Origin of the sequence: Micromonospora sp. LH3U1, assembly GCF_028475105.1 — a bacterium.
GTDB lineage: Bacteria > Actinomycetota > Actinomycetes > Mycobacteriales > Micromonosporaceae > Micromonospora.
The window spans coordinates 1,088,419-1,103,674 of record NZ_CP116936.1; the positions used below are offsets into that span (position 1 = coordinate 1,088,419).

The 15,256-nt window shown below is 71.2% G+C and carries 13 protein-coding genes; 10 read left to right on the forward strand and 3 right to left on the reverse strand.

Going from position 1 to position 15,256, the window contains the following annotated elements; all coding sequences use genetic code 11:
• Positions 1-1,164, forward strand: coding sequence for a mannose-6-phosphate isomerase, class I (manA, locus tag PCA76_RS05045; protein ID WP_272615627.1), 1,164 nt, complete (start codon positions 1-3; stop codon positions 1,162-1,164).
• Positions 1,165-1,442: 278 nt separating this feature from the next.
• Positions 1,443-2,942: an adenosylhomocysteinase gene (ahcY, locus tag PCA76_RS05050; RefSeq protein ID WP_272615628.1), complete on the forward strand. Its 1,500-nt coding sequence runs from the start codon at positions 1,443-1,445 to the stop codon at positions 2,940-2,942.
• Between the two features lie 72 nt (positions 2,943-3,014).
• Here ahcY and PCA76_RS05055 read toward each other — a convergent pair whose 3' ends face one another.
• Positions 3,015-3,173 (reverse strand): hypothetical protein, encoded by a 159-nt coding sequence (locus PCA76_RS05055; protein ID WP_272615629.1) that lies wholly within the window; start codon positions 3,171-3,173, stop codon positions 3,015-3,017.
• A 167-nt stretch (positions 3,174-3,340) separates the two neighbouring features.
• Between PCA76_RS05055 and efeU the strand changes: the two genes are divergently transcribed.
• The 8 genes from efeU (at position 3,341) to hpf (ending at position 12,803) form a co-directional block, all read left to right on the forward strand.
• Positions 3,341-4,246, forward strand: coding sequence for an iron uptake transporter permease EfeU (efeU, locus tag PCA76_RS05060; protein ID WP_272615630.1), 906 nt, complete (start codon positions 3,341-3,343; stop codon positions 4,244-4,246).
• 23 nt (positions 4,247-4,269) lie between these two features.
• Positions 4,270-5,403, forward strand: coding sequence for an iron uptake system protein EfeO (gene efeO / locus PCA76_RS05065; protein WP_272615632.1), 1,134 nt, complete (start codon positions 4,270-4,272; stop codon positions 5,401-5,403).
• A gap of 25 nt (positions 5,404-5,428) precedes the next feature.
• Positions 5,429-6,706 (forward strand): iron uptake transporter deferrochelatase/peroxidase subunit, encoded by a 1,278-nt coding sequence (gene efeB, locus PCA76_RS05070; protein ID WP_272615634.1) that lies wholly within the window; start codon positions 5,429-5,431, stop codon positions 6,704-6,706.
• A 227-nt stretch (positions 6,707-6,933) separates the two neighbouring features.
• Positions 6,934-7,623: an MtrAB system response regulator MtrA gene (gene mtrA / locus PCA76_RS05075; RefSeq protein ID WP_030331519.1), complete on the forward strand. Its 690-nt coding sequence runs from the start codon at positions 6,934-6,936 to the stop codon at positions 7,621-7,623.
• 12 nt (positions 7,624-7,635) lie between these two features.
• Complete coding sequence (mtrB, locus tag PCA76_RS05080; RefSeq protein ID WP_272615640.1) at positions 7,636-9,390, forward strand: MtrAB system histidine kinase MtrB; 1,755 nt, start codon at positions 7,636-7,638, stop codon at positions 9,388-9,390.
• Positions 9,387-11,204 (forward strand): LpqB family beta-propeller domain-containing protein, encoded by a 1,818-nt coding sequence (locus PCA76_RS05085; protein WP_272615642.1) that lies wholly within the window; start codon positions 9,387-9,389, stop codon positions 11,202-11,204. The genes mtrB and PCA76_RS05085 overlap by 4 nt, the downstream gene beginning before the upstream one ends.
• Positions 11,205-11,208: 4 nt before the next feature.
• Positions 11,209-11,916 carry a ComF family protein gene (locus PCA76_RS05090; RefSeq protein WP_272615644.1) on the forward strand — a complete coding sequence of 236 codons (708 nt, stop codon included), beginning with the start codon at positions 11,209-11,211 and terminating at the stop codon, positions 11,914-11,916.
• 245 nt (positions 11,917-12,161) lie between these two features.
• Positions 12,162-12,803: a ribosome hibernation-promoting factor, HPF/YfiA family gene (gene hpf / locus PCA76_RS05095; protein ID WP_272615645.1), complete on the forward strand. Its 642-nt coding sequence runs from the start codon at positions 12,162-12,164 to the stop codon at positions 12,801-12,803.
• A gap of 67 nt (positions 12,804-12,870) precedes the next feature.
• Here the strand turns inward: hpf and PCA76_RS05100 are convergent, their stop codons facing one another.
• Complete coding sequence (locus PCA76_RS05100) at positions 12,871-13,983, reverse strand: GNAT family N-acetyltransferase (protein WP_272615646.1); 1,113 nt, start codon at positions 13,981-13,983, stop codon at positions 12,871-12,873.
• The gene (locus PCA76_RS05105) at positions 13,983-15,131 is read right to left on the reverse strand and encodes a GNAT family N-acetyltransferase (RefSeq protein WP_272615647.1); all 1,149 of its coding nucleotides are present in this window, start codon (positions 15,129-15,131) and stop codon (positions 13,983-13,985) included. The genes PCA76_RS05100 and PCA76_RS05105 overlap by 1 nt, the downstream gene beginning before the upstream one ends.
• Positions 15,132-15,256: the final 125 nt, after the last annotated feature.

Sequence of the window (15,256 nt, forward strand, 5' to 3'; positions counted from 1 at the left end):
GTGGAGCCGCTGTACGGACCGATCCGGGACTACGCCTGGGGGTCCCGCTCGGCCATCGCCCTTCTGCAGGGGCGGCCGGTGCCCAGCGAGGGCCCGGAGGCAGAGCTGTGGTTGGGCGCCCATCCGGGCGCTCCGGCCAGCGTGGACCGTGCCGGTCTGCGGGTGAGCCTCTGCGACCTGGTGCGTGACGAGCCGGGGCAGTGGCTCGGCCAGCGGGTGTCCGAGCGGTTCGGCAGTCGGCTGCCGTTCCTGCTTAAGGTCCTCGCCGCCGACGCTCCGCTGAGCCTGCAGGCCCACCCGGACGCCGAGCAGGCCCGGGCCGGCTACGCGGCGGAGGCGGGGCGCCCCGAGGGGCGGCGCAACTACTCCGACCCGCACCACAAGCCGGAGCTGCTGGTCGCGCTCACCCCGTTCGAGGCGCTGTGCGGTTTCCGGGACCCGGCGGAGTCGGCCGAGGCGCTCGCCGCGTTCGGCGTACCGGAGTTGGCGCCGGTGGTTGCCGCGTTGCGCGCCGGGCCGGAGGGGTTGCGGACGGCGGTGCGGACGCTGCTCGGCTGGCCGGTCGCGGAGCGTGACGAGTTGTTGGGTTCCGTGCTGGCGGCGTCGGCCGACGGCCCGGACGCCGAGCTGGCTCGCCGTCTGGCCACGGCGTACCCGGGGGATCCGGGCACGCTGGTGGCGCTGCTGCTGCACCACCTGCGGCTGGTCCCGGGGGAGGCGATCTGGATGCCCGCCGGCAATCTGCACGCCTACCTGAGTGGCTGTGGGGTGGAGATCATGGCGGCCAGCGACAACGTGCTGCGCGGCGGTCTGACCCCGAAGCGGGTGGACGTCGACGAGTTGCTGCGGGTGCTGCGCTTCGAGGTGCTCGACGATCCGGTACGGGCACCACAGCCGGTCGGCCCTGGTGTGGATTGGTGGCCCGTGCCGGTGGACGACTTCGCGCTGCACCGGGTCCGGGTCGGCGCGGCAGTGTCCTCGGTCACGCTGCCCCTGCCCGGTCCCCGGGTGGTGCTCTGCGGTTCCGGCTCGATCACGGTGGACGACGGGGCGGGGGCGTTGACGCTCGCGTCCGGTCAGGCGGCGATCGGCGACGCGGCCGGCGAGCCACTGAGGGTCAGCGGCGCCGGCGAGGCGTACGTGGCGACGTCCGGGCTGCGCTGACACCGACGCACGGCACGACACAAGTCCGACTTTCCCGGAATAGCTTGACGTCGCCCTGGCTGAGTGTGACTCTATGAGTACGCAGCGTTATCGCGACGACGGTCCGAGAACGTGCGGGGGAACCAAACCGGGGGGATGCACGGGGCGGGCGGGACGTGGGCGGGAAAGTCCGTTCATCACCGACCGCCCCGTGCGCTGTCCGTGGACCGTCGCCGATGCCGGTCGCCGGCGCGCGTAAGGTGGAGAGTCGGCGCAGACATCGTTCGACAGGAGCTTTTATGACCAGCACCCTCCCGGCGTCCGCCAGCGGTACGCCGTCCGAGGCCAGGCCGAGCACGCTTGCCGACGGCGACTTCAAGGTGGCGGATCTGTCGCTCGCCGAGTTCGGGCGTAAAGAGATCCAGCTCGCCGAGCACGAGATGCCCGGCCTGATGGCGATTCGCCGGGAGTTCGCCGAGGCGCAGCCGCTCGCCGGCGCGCGGATCACCGGCTCGCTGCACATGACCATCCAGACCGCCGTCCTGGTCGAGACGCTGGTCGCGCTCGGCGCGCAGGTGCGCTGGGCGTCGTGCAACATCTTCTCCACCCAGGACCACGCCGCCGCGGCGACCGTCGTCGGCCCGAACGGCACCCCCGAGGCCCCCGCCGGTGTCCCGGTGTACGCCTGGAAGGGCGAGAGCCTGCAGGAATACTGGTGGTGCACCGAGAAGGTGCTGGTGTGGCCCGACGGCCAGGGCCCGAACATGATCCTCGACGACGGCGGTGACGCCACCCTGCTCGTGCACAAGGGTGCCGAGTTCGAGCGGGCCGGTGTCGTTCCGCCGGTCGAGTCCGCCGACTCCGAGGAGTACGCGGTCATCCTCGAGGTGCTGCACCGCTCGCTCGCCGAGGACGGCCAGCGCTGGACCGGGATTTCCGCCGGCATCAAGGGCGTGACCGAGGAGACCACCACGGGCGTGCACCGGCTCTACGAGATGCACCGCGCGGGCACCCTGCTCTTCCCGGCCATCAACGTCAACGACTCGGTGACCAAGAGCAAGTTCGACAACAAGTACGGCTGCCGCCACTCGCTGATCGACGGCATCAACCGCGCCACCGACGTGCTGATCGGCGGCAAGATGGCGGTCGTGCTCGGCTACGGCGACGTGGGCAAGGGTTGCGCCGAGTCGCTGCGCGGCCAGGGCGCCCGCGTCGTGGTGACCGAGGTGGACCCGATCTGCGCGCTGCAGGCCGCGATGGACGGCTACCAGGTCGCCACCCTCGACGATGTGGTCGAGCAGGGGGACATCTTCATCACCGCCACCGGCTGCTTCGACGTCATCACGAACGAGCACATGGCCCGGATGAAGCACCAGGCCATCGTCGGCAACATCGGCCACTTCGACAACGAGATCGACATGGCCGGCCTGGCCAAGCGTTCCGACGTCGAGCGGGTCAACATCAAGCCGCAGGTCGACCTGTGGCGCTTCGCCGACGGGCACGCCATCATCGTGCTGTCCGAGGGTCGTCTGCTGAACCTGGGCAACGCGACCGGGCACCCGAGCTTCGTGATGTCGAACTCGTTCGCCAACCAGACGATCGCCCAGATCGAGCTGTTCACCAAGACCGAGGACTACCCGATCGGCGTCTACGTGCTGCCCAAGCACCTGGACGAGAAGGTGGCCCGGCTGCACCTGGGCGCGCTCGGCGCCAAGCTGAGCACGCTGACCAAGGAGCAGGCCTCGTACCTGGGTGTCTCCACGGAGGGTCCGTTCAAGCCGGATCACTACCGCTACTGATCGACGTCTCTTCGACCGGGTCGGCTGTTCGCAGCCGGCCCGGTTCGTCGTTTCCGCCTGCGGGTCGCGGGCTCAGCCCGAACGAGGGCCGCGGCGGGTGGGACGGAACCACGTCCAGACGCACCAGGCCAGCCAGCCGACCGAAACGACGGTGGCCAGCGCTCGGAGGCGCAGCGCGCTGAGCAGCAGCACCACGGCCAGTACCGTCAGCCACGGCAGGAATCCCTTCACGGCGGGGATCCTTCCACAGCCGATCGGGGGTGGCCCGCCGTCCGGGCGGTCGAGGGTTTTGTCGGGTCGAGTGAGCTTGTCGTGAACGACTTGACGAGGGTCCTGAGCAGGAGGAAGGTATGCCTGCCCTAAGTTAGCTGAGGCGTACCTATCGACTCGGAGCCCGGATGTTCGCCACCTACCTGATCGGCCTGCGGGAAGGCCTGGAAGCGACCCTGGTGGTCAGCATCCTGGTGGCCTTCCTGGTGAAGTCGCAGCGCCGGGACCGGCTGCCCCAGGTCTGGGCGGGCGTCGGCCTTGCCGTGGTGCTGTCGGTGCTCTTCGGCTGGCTGATCGAGTACACGTCGACCTCGCTGCTGGCCCGCTCCGAGGACCGGGAGCTGTTCGAGGCGATCACCTCCGTCGCCGCCGTGGTCTTCGTCACCTGGATGATCTTCTGGATGCGCCGGGCCGCCCGGACCATCGCCGGTGAGCTGCGGGGCAAGCTCACCGAGGCGCTCGCCGTCGGGTCCCTCGCGGTCGCCGGCATGGCCTTCCTCGCGGTGATCCGCGAGGGCCTGGAAACCGCGCTGATCTTCTACTCGGCAGCCCAGGGCGCGTCCGGCGACAGCGGACCGCTGCTCGCGCTGATCGGCGGCATCGTCACCGCCGTCATGCTCGGCGTGCTGCTCTACGCCAGCGCCCTGCGGATCAACCTCACCAAGTTCTTCACCTGGACCGGCGCGCTGCTGATCCTGGTCGCCGCCGGCATCCTCAAGTACGGCGTGCACGACTTCCAGGAGGCCGGTGTCCTACCCGGCCTGAACAACCTGGCCTTCGACATCACCAGCACGCTCGACCCGAGCACCTGGTACGCCGCCCTGCTCGCCGGCATGTTCAACGTGACTCCCGCGCCCACCGTGCTGGAGACGATCGCCTGGGTCGGGTACGCCGTGCCGGTCCTTCTGCTCTTCCTGCGACCGGCCCGGCGCAAGCCGACGCCCACCGCGACCACCACCCCCGTCACCGAGCGCGGAGCCGACACCGGCACCGAGGCCGAGGCCGAGTCGGCGTCCACGCCGCAGCGTGCCTGACCCCACGAGGAGAGACAGCTCAGATGCGTACCACCCAGTTTTTCGCGCTGGCCGCCGCCGGCGTGCTGGCGACGGCCGGTGTGGCCGGCTGCTCCGACTCCGACAAGGGTGACCCGGCTGCGGGCGGCGGCCCGATCGTGGTCAAGGCCAGCGACACCGCCTGCGAGGTCGGCTCGACCGACCTGGGTGCCGGCACCGCCACCTTCAAGATCACGAACTCGGGTGCGAAGGTGACCGAGTTCTACGTGTACGCCGACGGCGACCGCGTGATGGGCGAGGTGGAGAACATCGCCCCCGGGCTGAGCCGTGAGCTGCACGTGGAGTTGCCGGCCGGCACGTACGAGACGGCCTGCAAGCCCGGGATGAGCGGCAAGGGCATCCGGGGTGCGCTGAAGGTCAGCGGGTCGGCGCAGCCGCTCACCGCCGACGCCGCGCTGGGTGACGCCACGGACAACTACCAGCGCTACATCAAGAGCCAGACCGCCGCGCTCCTGGACAAGACCGAGGAGTTCGTCGGCGCGGTCAAGGCCGGCGATGTCGCGAAGTCCAAGGCGCTCTACCCGGTCGCCCGCACCTACTGGGAGCGGATCGAGCCGGTGGCCGAGATCTTCGGCGACCTCGACCCCAAGATCGATGGCCGCGAGGAGGTCATCGAGGAGGGGATGGAGTTCACCGGCTTCCACCGGATCGAGAAGGACCTCTGGCAGTCCGGCGACATCAGCAAGGACGGCCCGATCGCCGACCGCCTGCTGGTCGACGTCAAGGAGATCGTGGCCAAGGCCAACGCCGAGAAGCTCTCCCCGCTCCAGCTCGCCAACGGTGCCAAGGAACTCCTCGACGAGGTGGCCAGCGGCAAGATCACCGGCGAGGAGGACCGCTACTCGCACACCGACCTGTGGGACTTCGCCGCCAACCTCGAAGGTTCCAAGGCCGCCGTGTCCGCTCTCCGCCCGGCGCTGCAGCAGCGCTCGCCGGAGCTGGTCACGCAGCTGGACACCGAGTTCGCCAACGTCGAGGCGCTGCTCGGCAAGCACCGCGACGGCGACGGGTGGAAGCTGCACACCGCGCTGAGCAAGACCGAGCTCAAGGAGCTCTCTGACGGGATCAACGCGCTCGCCGAGCCGATCAGCAAGGTCGCCGCGGCCGTCGCAAAGTGACCACATGGCGGAAAGGGTCGAGTCGATGAGCGGGAGCAGGTTGACCCGGCGCCGGGCGATCACGCTCGCCGGCGCCGGAGTGGCCGGGGTCGCCGGAGTGGCGGTCGGGGCGGGAGCGCTGGTGGACGGCTCCCGTGGCCCGGCCGCGGCGAGCGACCACCCGGCCGGGGCGGTGCCGTTCCATGGTGAGCACCAGGCCGGCATCGTCACCCCGGCGCAGGACCGTCTGCACTTCGTCGCCTTCGACGTGATCACCAAGGACCGGGCCCGGTTGGTCGAGCTGCTCGAGGAGTGGACGGCCGCCGCCGCCCGGATGACGGTGGGGCGGGACGCAGGGGTGCTCGGCGCGGTCGGCGGGATGCCGGAGGCCCCACCGGACGACACCGGTGAGGCGCTCGGCCTGCCCCCGTCGCAGCTCACCCTGACGATCGGCTTCGGGCCGACGCTGTTCCGCGACGCCGACGGACGGGACCGCTTCGGCCTCGCCGATCGGCGACCCGCCGCCCTTGTCGAGCTGCCGAAGTTCCCCGGCGACGCGTTGCAGCCGCAGCTCTCCGGCGGCGACCTCTGCGTGCAGGCGTGCGCCAACGATCCGCAGGTGGCGGTGCACGCGATCCGTAACCTGGCCCGGCTCGGCATGGGTGTGGTGAGCGTCCGCTGGTCGCAGCTCGGCTTTGGTCGCACCTCGTCGACCTCCCGCGACCAGGCCACCGCGCGCAACCTGTTCGGGTTCAAGGACGGTACGGCCAACCTCAAAGCCGAGGACACCGACCTGCTGCGCGACCAGTTGTGGGTGCAGCCGGGCGACGGGCCGGACTGGATGGCCGGAGGTTCGTACCTGGTCACCCGCAAGATCCGGATGCTCGTGGAGACCTGGGACCGGACCTCGCTGGCCGAGCAGGAGGAGATCGTCGGCCGGGCCAAGGGCAGCGGTGCCCCACTCGGGCGGACCGACGAGTTCGACGAGCCGGACTTCGCCGCGCACGGCGAGGACGGCAAGCCGGTGATCGCTGAGCACGCCCACGTCACGCTGGCCCACCCGAGTCGGAACAACGGCGCCCAGTTGCTGCGTCGGGGCTACAACTTCGTCGACGGCTCGGACGGCCTCGGTCGGCTCGACGCCGGCCTCTTCTTCATCGCCTACCAGCGCGATCCGCGCCGCCAGTTCGTGCCAATCCAGACCCAGTTGGCTCGGCATGACGTGATGAACGAGTATCTGCGGCACGTCTCCAGCGGGGTGTTCGCCTGCCCACCGGGGGTACGCGACGGCGGGGACCACTGGGGGCGGGCGCTCTTCGGCTGACCGTCGTCCGGTTGGCGACAGCGGGATCGGCCCGTGCTGCGGTGGCGCCGGGCGCCGCCGAAGGGGGATCATGGTGGCAGTCTGGTCCGGGACTCCTCCGTGCGCCCGGCATCGCAGCACGTGGCGCCGCCGCCGCGGGTCGCGGGTGACAGGTTCCTCCGGCGGCGTTATGCGTTACCGGCAGACGCCGGTCCCACCGAACTGAATGAGGATGCAATATTAATCCCATGAGAGCCCGCGTACTGGTGGTCGACGATGACCCCGCGCTCGCTGAGATGCTCGGCATCGTGCTGCGTAGCGAGGGTTTCCTGCCCTCGTTCGTGGCGGACGGCGAGCGGGCGTTGGCCGCGTTTCGCGACAGTCGTCCCGATATCGTGCTGCTTGACCTGATGCTGCCCGGTATGAGCGGTATTGACGTCGCCCGGTCGATCCGTGCGGAGTCCGGAGTGCCGATCGTCATGCTGACCGCCAAGAGCGACACCGTGGACGTCGTGCTCGGCCTGGAGTCCGGCGCCGACGACTACGTGGTCAAGCCGTTCAAGCCCAAGGAGCTGGTCGCCCGCATGCGGGCACGGCTGCGCCGAGGCGAGGACGTGGCCCCCGAGATGTTGACCATCGGGCCGCCCGACAACCAGATCACCATCGACGTGCCCGCGCACACCGTCAGTCGCAACGACGAGGAGGTGAAGCTGACTCCGTTGGAGTTCGACCTGCTGGTCGCCCTCGCCCGCAAGCCACGTCAGGTCTTCACCCGCGAGGTGCTGCTGGAGCAGGTCTGGGGCTACCGGCACGCGGCCGACACCCGTCTGGTCAACGTGCACGTCCAGCGGTTGCGGGCCAAGATCGAGCCGGACCCGGAGCGACCGGAAATCATCCTCACCGTGCGGGGCGTGGGCTACAAGGCGGGGACCGGATAGCCTGGTCGCACTGTGTCGACCACGCCGCCCCCGCACCCCCCGAGCACGGCTGCCCGCCGGCCCAGCGCCGGCGGGGACCTGTGGCGCGCCGTGAGCGGCCGAGTCGCCCGGGTCGTGGCCCGGGTGCACCAGACCTGGCGCCGCTCGCTACAGGTCCGGGTGGTGACCATCACGCTGGTCGCGTCCAGCCTGCTGGTCGGCGGTTTCGCGTTCCTGATCGCTGACAAGATCACCACCATCCTGCTCGACAACGCCCGTAGCGACGTCCGGCAGCGGGTGACCAGCGGCGCCAGCTACGCGGCCAAGCAGGTCTCCCTCTACGGCCAGCCGCAGGAGGCGCAGCTCCAGCAGACCATCGACGGCACGGTCAACTACCTGTCCGGTGGCGACCCCCAGCAGACCAGCGGGGTGGTGGTGGCGATCACGGCCGACGGCTATCCCAACGACATCCAGACCCGCGCCTCGCCATCCGCGAACGTCCAGCTGCTGATCAGCCCGGAGCTGCGGGCTGCGATCGCCGACGGCAAGGTGGCCAGCCAGATCCGCACCGGTCGGCTCACCGGTGAGCCGACCAAATACCTGGTCTACGGCTCACCGGTGCCCACCCGCTTCGGCCAGATCGAGCTCTATTACCTGGTGCCGTTGAGCCGGCAGGACGTCACCGCCGCCGACGCCCGTGCCACCGTCGTGGCCACCGGGGTCGCCCTGGTGATCCTGCTCGGGCTGCTCGCGGCGCTGGTCACCCGGCTGGTGGTCAACCCGGTCCGGGTCGCCGCACGGACTGCCCAGCGGCTCTCCGCCGGCCTGCTCGACCAGCGCATGGTGGTCAACGGTGAGGACGACCTCGCCCTGCTCGCGGCCTCGTTCAACCAGATGGCCACCAACCTGCAACGACAGATCCTGCGCCTGGAAGAGATGTCCCGGTTGCAGCGCCGCTTCACGTCCGACGTCTCGCACGAGCTGCGTACCCCGCTGACCACGGTCCGGATGGCCGCTGACCTGATCTTCGCCGAGCGCGACGAGTTCGACCCGGCGGTGGCCCGCAGCGCCGAGCTGCTCCAGGCCGAACTGGACCGGTTCGAGGAGTTGCTCACCGACCTGCTGGAGATCAGCCGCTTCGACGCGGGCTTCGCGATGCTGGACTCCGAGCCGACCGACCTGGTGCCCGTGGTGCACCGGGTGGTCGACCGGCTGGCCGGCCTGGCCGAGCGGGTGGGCGTGCCAATCGAGCTCGACCTGCCGGGCACGCCGGTGATCGCCGAGGTCGACCCGCGCCGGGTCGAGCGGGTGTTGCGCAACCTGGTCGGCAACGCCGTCGAGCACGGCGAGGCCCGCCCGGTGCTGATCACCCTCGGCCTCGACGAGACCGCTGTGGCGATCACCGTTCGCGACCGCGGTGTGGGGCTCAAGGTGGGCGAGGAGAAGTTGGTGTTCAACCGGTTCTGGCGGGCGGACCCGTCCCGGGCTCGGCAGACCGGGGGCACCGGGCTGGGCCTGTCGATCAGCCTGGAGGACGCCCGGTTGCACGGCGGCTGGCTGGAGGCGTGGGGTGCTCCCGGGCAGGGCGCGCAGTTCCGACTCACGCTGCCGGCCCGGGCTGGTGACCGGCTGACCACCTCGCCGCTGCGGCTGGTGCCGGCTGACGCCGCGCTGCCGTTCGGCCCTCGCGACGGTGGTCCGCTGGCCATCGGGCCCGGCACCGGCGGGGCGTTGGCGATCGGCCCAGCTTCGGTCGGCGACGGGCCGCGGGCGGAGGTGCGCTCGTGAGACGGCCGACTCTGCTCGGGGCGTTTGGCGTGGTGTTGCTGCTGGGCGCCGGTTGCGGCATCCCTGCGGCGTCCGACGTGCGGGTGGACGGCAAGGGCGGGGCCGCGACGGAGGCCGGCATGGTCGACGGTCCAAGCAGCGAGCCGCCGACGCGGACGGCCAGCGGCAGCGTCAACGAGGTTTTCGTGCGCAACTTTCTGTCCGCTGCCGCCGGCGAGCCGGACCGGGCGTACGAGCGGGTCAAGGCGTTCATCGCACCGGAGGACAAGCCCAGCCTGCAGGACAAGAAGGGCAGCGAGGTCGCGCTGAACGTGGTCCGGCTGCGCGAGGCGGTCTACACCCTCAACAGCGACTCGACCACCACCGTCAAGATCACCGTGCAGCAGATCGGGGTGCTGCGGGCCAACGGCATCCTGGCTCCGCCGGTGGCGACCGAGACGCAGTACGAGTTCGGGCTCCGCAGCGCGGCGTTCAACAACGGGGCCAACGACGAGCGGGCCGGCCTGTACGTTCTCAACCCGCCGAACGTGCTGCTGCTCAGCGACGACGCCTTCAAACAGTATTACCAGGACGAGTCGATCTACTTCTGGAGTTCCGACCGCACCCGGCTGGTGCCCGACCAGCGCTACCGGCCGCTCGCGCTGCCCAAAGAGCGCCAGGTCAACGAAGTGGTGAAATGGCTGGTCGGCGGTCCGTCCGACTGGTTACGCCCGGGTGTCGTCGGGCTGCCCGACCGCACCGAGCTGATCAACAACGCCACCGGCGCCAACGGCCGGTGGGAGGTCAACCTGGACATGTCCGGTGACGACCAGAACGGGATCGACCAGTTGATCACACAGCTCGCGTGGTCGCTGGGCGACGTGCAGGGCGAGCTCGAGTTGAAGATCCGCAACAACTCGCAGCCCGTACAGGACCTGGACGAGCGGCGGAACTCCCAGCCGCTCTACCCGAACACCGCGAGCCCGCAGCGGTTCGGCGTGTACGAGGGCGCGATCCACCCGCTCGACTTCGGCAACGAACTCAGCGGCGTGGTGCCGCTGGCGCCCGAGGTCAACCGCAACATCGTCTCCGCCGACCTCGCGCTGGCCAAGGACCGGCGGGTCCTCGCCGCGATGGTGGTGACCGGCAGCAGCAAGAACCGGTACCGACTGGCGGTGGGCACGGGCACCGAACCGGTCTCCGTGCTCAGCCGCAGCGGCACCGAGCACTCGTCGATGAGCCGCCCGGTCTGGCTGCGTACGGTCGACTCCCGCCCCGGCCGCGGCCTGGTCGTGGCCGACGGGCAGCTCTACCGGTTCGATGAGGCGGCCCGGATGTACCCGGTGCCGCTCAACCTGGCCTCCGCCGACGTCACCGCGGTGGCCGCCGCGCTGGACGGCCAGCGGGTCGCGCTGATCGTCGGCGGCCGGCTCTACGTCGCGGCGGTCAACCCGGACGGCGGCGGGGTCTCCATCGGCCCGCCCAGACAGCTGGCCACCTCGCTGACCGGCCTCACGGCGGTCGACTGGGGCCGGGAGGACCGACTGGTGGTGGCCGGGTCGGCGGGCCAGCAGGCGATCTACGAGATCAGCGTGGAGGGCGCCCTGGAGACGCCCCTGCGGACCGACGTGGGAGCCAAGGTCAACCACCTGACGGCGTTCCCGACCAACCGCAGCGTGCGGGTGCCCAGCGGGGCCTACATGTACGAGGCGAACGGGGTCGCCTACCGCAGCAGCCCGTTCGAACGGATCGAGCCCGACCGTGTGCGGGACATCGCCCCGGTGCCGGCCGGCGTCCGCCCGAGCAACCCGTCGGCACCGTTCTTCCTCTACTGATGTCGTGAGCGGGCTCTGGGCAGACCTCGCCGACCTGGTAATTCCCGCCGACTGCGCGGGTTGTCGGGAGCGCCGGCCCGGCCTGCGGCACGGAGTCTGTCCCGCCTGCGTCGCGGCGTTGGGCGCGCTGCGCCCACGAGCGGTCCGCCCCACCCCCGCCCCGCCGGGCCTGCCGTCCTGCGTCGCACTCGGCCCGTACGCCGGCCCGCTGCGTGAGGCTCTGCTGGCGTACAAGGAACACGGCCGGCACGGGTTGGCCCGCCCGCTCGGCGCCCTGCTCGCCGAGGTCGTCGCGGCGGCGGTCGGCGTGGCTCGTCCGCTGGCGCTGGTACCGGTCCCGGACACTGCGGCGGCGGCCCGGTCCCGTTACGGCGATCACCTGGACCGGCTCGCCCGGCACTGTGCCGGCCGGCTCAACCGGGGCGGCTGGGCGGTGCGGGTGCACCGTCCGCTGCGTGCCCTGCCCCGGCCCGACTCGGTCACCCTGGACAGCGCAGGTCGGGCGGCGGCGGCCGAGGCCGCGTTCCAGTCCCGCTCCGCCGCGCCGAGTCGGGGTCGTGCCGCAGGCGTGGCACCGGCCGTGGTGCTGCTGGACGACATCGTCACCACCGGCGTCACCCTGGCCGCCGCAACCAGGCTGCTGACGGTGGCCGGGTGGGCACCGAGTGTCGCCGTGGTGCTCGCGGCGACCGAGAAGAGACACCTCCCGTAACCGTTCGTGTTTCCGTTTCACCCGTTGGTGTATGAGCTGCGAAAATTCCTGGGCGGTCTCGGCAACATGGGGTGACGGCCGGGCAAACACGAGTTAGCGTTTCGCTGTCGGGGGTAGGAGGTTCTTCCACCCGCCTCCGGCGGTGAGAGGAGGCGTAGCCGTACCAACCGGTCGACGCCAGCGGGTCTCCCCACGGCGCGCGACCGGGTTACCGGATCGAAGACCGTCCGAAAAAGGGAGGTCACGTGGACATCGTGGTCAAGGGCCGAAACGTCGAAGTGCCGGACCATTACCGGGTGCACGTAGCCGAGAAACTCGCGAAGATCGAACGCTACGACCACAAACTTATCCGAGTCGATGTCGAGCTGTTTCACGAGCGCAATCCGCGCCAGGCCGACCACTGCCAGCGGGTGGAGATCACCTGCGTTTCGCGGGGCCCGGTGATGCGGGCCGAGGCCTGCACGAACGACTTCTACAGCGCGCTCGACGCCGCCATCGCGAAACTCGACACCCGGCTGCGCCGCGCGGCCGACCGCCGCCGCGTACACCGGGGCCGGCACGCGCCGATCTCCGTCGCCGAGGCCACCGCGGGCCTGCCGGTCGCGGACCTGGTGGCCACCCCGCCGCTGGCCGCGCAGGGTGACGGCGCCCGCGCCGGCACCGCCGTCGCCGAGCGGGTCGAGGAGGAGTACGACGACCAGCAGCCGTGGCACATCGCCCGGGAGAAGGTGCACCCGGCGGAGCCGATGACGATCGACGACGCGCTCTTCGAGATGGAACTGGTCGGTCACGACTTCTACCTGTTCCAGGACAAGGAGTCCGGCCGTCCCAGCGTCGTCTACCGGCGCCACGCGTACGACTACGGCATCATCTCGCTCGCCACCTGACCGGTAGCCGACCCGCGTCGATCATGGAGTTGTGGTGGGGGCACTCCCGCCACAACTCCATGATCTGTCAACGGAGGTCGGAGGGGAGCAGCGCGAAGGTCAGGTCGTCCAGGCGGGCCCCGGCCAGCCCGGGCAGACGGCCGCGCTGCAGAGCCTCACGCTGAAACCCGACCCGCTCCAGCACGCGGTGCGACGCGGTGTTGTCCGGCACCGTCCCGGCGGTCAGTCGGGCCATACCGGCCGGGCCGAACGCCCAGCCCGCGAGCAGCCGGACCGCCCGTGTCGCGTACCCCCGGCCGCGCCAACCGGGCAGCAGCGCGTAGCCGACCGACGCCTCGCCAGCGGCCACGTCGGTGAACGACAACCCGCAACTGCCCGCCGGCGTCCCGCTGGCCACGTCCGTGATCAGCAGCCGGGCGATCTCCCCGGTCAGCCAACCGCTCTCGGCGAGGCGGCAGCGTCGCTCGATCGCCTCCCGCGTCGGCGGCACGGGCGGTGCCTGGTTCGCCACCACGTCGGGTCGGCTATGCAGCCGGTACATCAGCTCCGCATCGTCCGCCGCGAGCCGGCGCAGGGCCACCACCTGGTCGGTGAGCACCCCGCCGGGCAGGTCGGGCAGCAGCCGGGCGGTCGGGCCGGGCGGATCGCCGGCAAGGCGTACCCAGGCCAGCATGTCGTGCCGCCCGCCGTCCCGGCGCTGGTCGGCGGACCGGCGCAGGCCTTCGTAACGGAAACCGGCCGCCAGCGCGACCCGCTGGCTCGGGCCGTTCTCCGGATCGGTGAGCAACTCCAGGCGGACCGTTCCGGTGGCGAAGGCGTGCTCGCTCAGCGCGCGGGTGGCCGCAACGGCAACCCCGCGCCCGCGCGCCGCCGGCCGTACCCAGTAGCCGACCTCGGCCTGACCCCGCGCGGGCACCGGGTTGCTGAGTCCCACCGCGCCGAGCATCCGGTCGGTGGCAGGGTCCGCGATGGCATACGCCGCACCGCCGCCGGTCCAGGCCGCCGGAGCGCCGGCGTCGATCCACCAGCGGGCGTCGGTCTCGGTGTACGGCGTCGGCAGGCTCGACACGAACCGCTGACTGAGCGGGTCCGCGCAGCCGTCGACCACGTCGGTGGTGTCGCTGGCGCGAAAGGGACGCAGCCGCACCCCGTACGCCTCGATGACCTGCCGCAGGGTCATCACAGGTCCCTGGCGAGCAGCGCGGCCACCCACACGTCGACCCGTTCGCCCCGGTGCTGCACCCCGTCCCGGGCAGTGCCCTCGAACGTGAAGCCCGCCTTCTCCGCCACCCGGCGGGAGGCGTTGTTGCCCACGTTCGCCTTCCACTCGATCCGGGCCAGGCCCAGCGTGGTGAAGCCCCAGGCGCAGAGCGCGACCAGCGCGGCCGGTAGGTAGCCCCGGCCACGGGCCGTCGGGGCGGTCATGAAGCCCACGTCGGCCAGCAGTGCGTCGGCGGGGGAGAGCCGCAGGTCGAGGGAGCCCACGTACCGGTCGTCCGGGTCGCCGATCGCGAAGCAGGCGGCGTCGCCCCGGGCCCAGGCGTCCTGGCTGTAGACCTGGTACCCCTGCGCGTCAGCGCGCTCGTAAGGGTCCGGCACGGTCGTCCAGCGGATGGTGTCCGGGTCCTGGCAGGTCTGCACCACGGCGTCCAGGTCCTGCTCCTCCATCGGCCGCAGGCGCAGCTCGCCGGCCCCGGCCGTGGCGAACAGGATGGGCTGCGGGCGGCCGAAGACAGCGGCCCGCCGGGCGGCGAGGGTGCCCGGACCGGCCGGCCCGGTCGACCCGGGCGCGGGCACCTCGCCGGGCAGCAGCGAGCCGATCCAGCCGTCGGCGCCAGACGGCAACGCCGGGTCGGCCAGCCGCAACCGGCCGTCGATCCGGAAGCCGGCCCGGAGTGCGACCAGCCGGGAGGCGTGGTTGCCCACCTCTGCCTGCCAGATCAGCCGGCGCAGCCCGAGGGTGTCGAAGGACCAGCGGGCCACCGCCCGGCTGGCCCGGACCATCACTCCCCGGCCACGCGCCCACGGGGCCGTCCAGTAGCCGATCTCACCGGTGCCGGCGCGGTCGATGGAGATCAACCCGCACGAGCCGAGCAGTTCACCCGTCGCCGGGTCACAGACCGCGAACGGTGCACCGGTGCCCTCCGCCCAGGCCTTCCTGCTCATCTCGGTGACGAAGCCGAGAGCGTGTTCAGGTAGATACGGGCGCGGCACGGTCGTCCAGCGCTGAATGTCCGGGTCCTGGCACGCCTTGTGCACGGCGTCCGCGTCCGCGTCCCGCCAGGGCCGCAGCAGCACGCCGTCCTCGGTGATCTCCACGGGCTCCACTCGTGCATCGTGCCGCAACGTTCGCCGACGGCGTAACCAGATAACGCCCCGGGGGCGTACTGCTGCGCGAGTTATGTCGGGTTTAGCGGGATGGACCCCCGCCACCAGTGACCATCGCGCCGACG

Bases quoted from the DNA above. Each gene is read 5' to 3' on its own strand.
- ahcY (WP_272615628.1), top strand. From the start codon at position 1,443: ATGACCAGCACCCTCCCGGCGTCCGCCAGCGGTACGCCGTCCGAGGCC.
- efeU (WP_272615630.1), top strand. From the start codon at position 3,341: ATGTTCGCCACCTACCTGATCGGCCTGCGGGAAGGCCTGGAAGCGACC.
- efeO (WP_272615632.1), top strand. From the start codon at position 4,270: ATGCGTACCACCCAGTTTTTCGCGCTGGCCGCCGCCGGCGTGCTGGCG.
- efeB (WP_272615634.1), top strand. From the start codon at position 5,429: ATGAGCGGGAGCAGGTTGACCCGGCGCCGGGCGATCACGCTCGCCGGC.
- mtrA (WP_030331519.1), top strand. From the start codon at position 6,934: ATGAGAGCCCGCGTACTGGTGGTCGACGATGACCCCGCGCTCGCTGAG.
- PCA76_RS05100 (WP_272615646.1), bottom strand. From the start codon at position 13,983: ATGACCCTGCGGCAGGTCATCGAGGCGTACGGGGTGCGGCTGCGTCCC.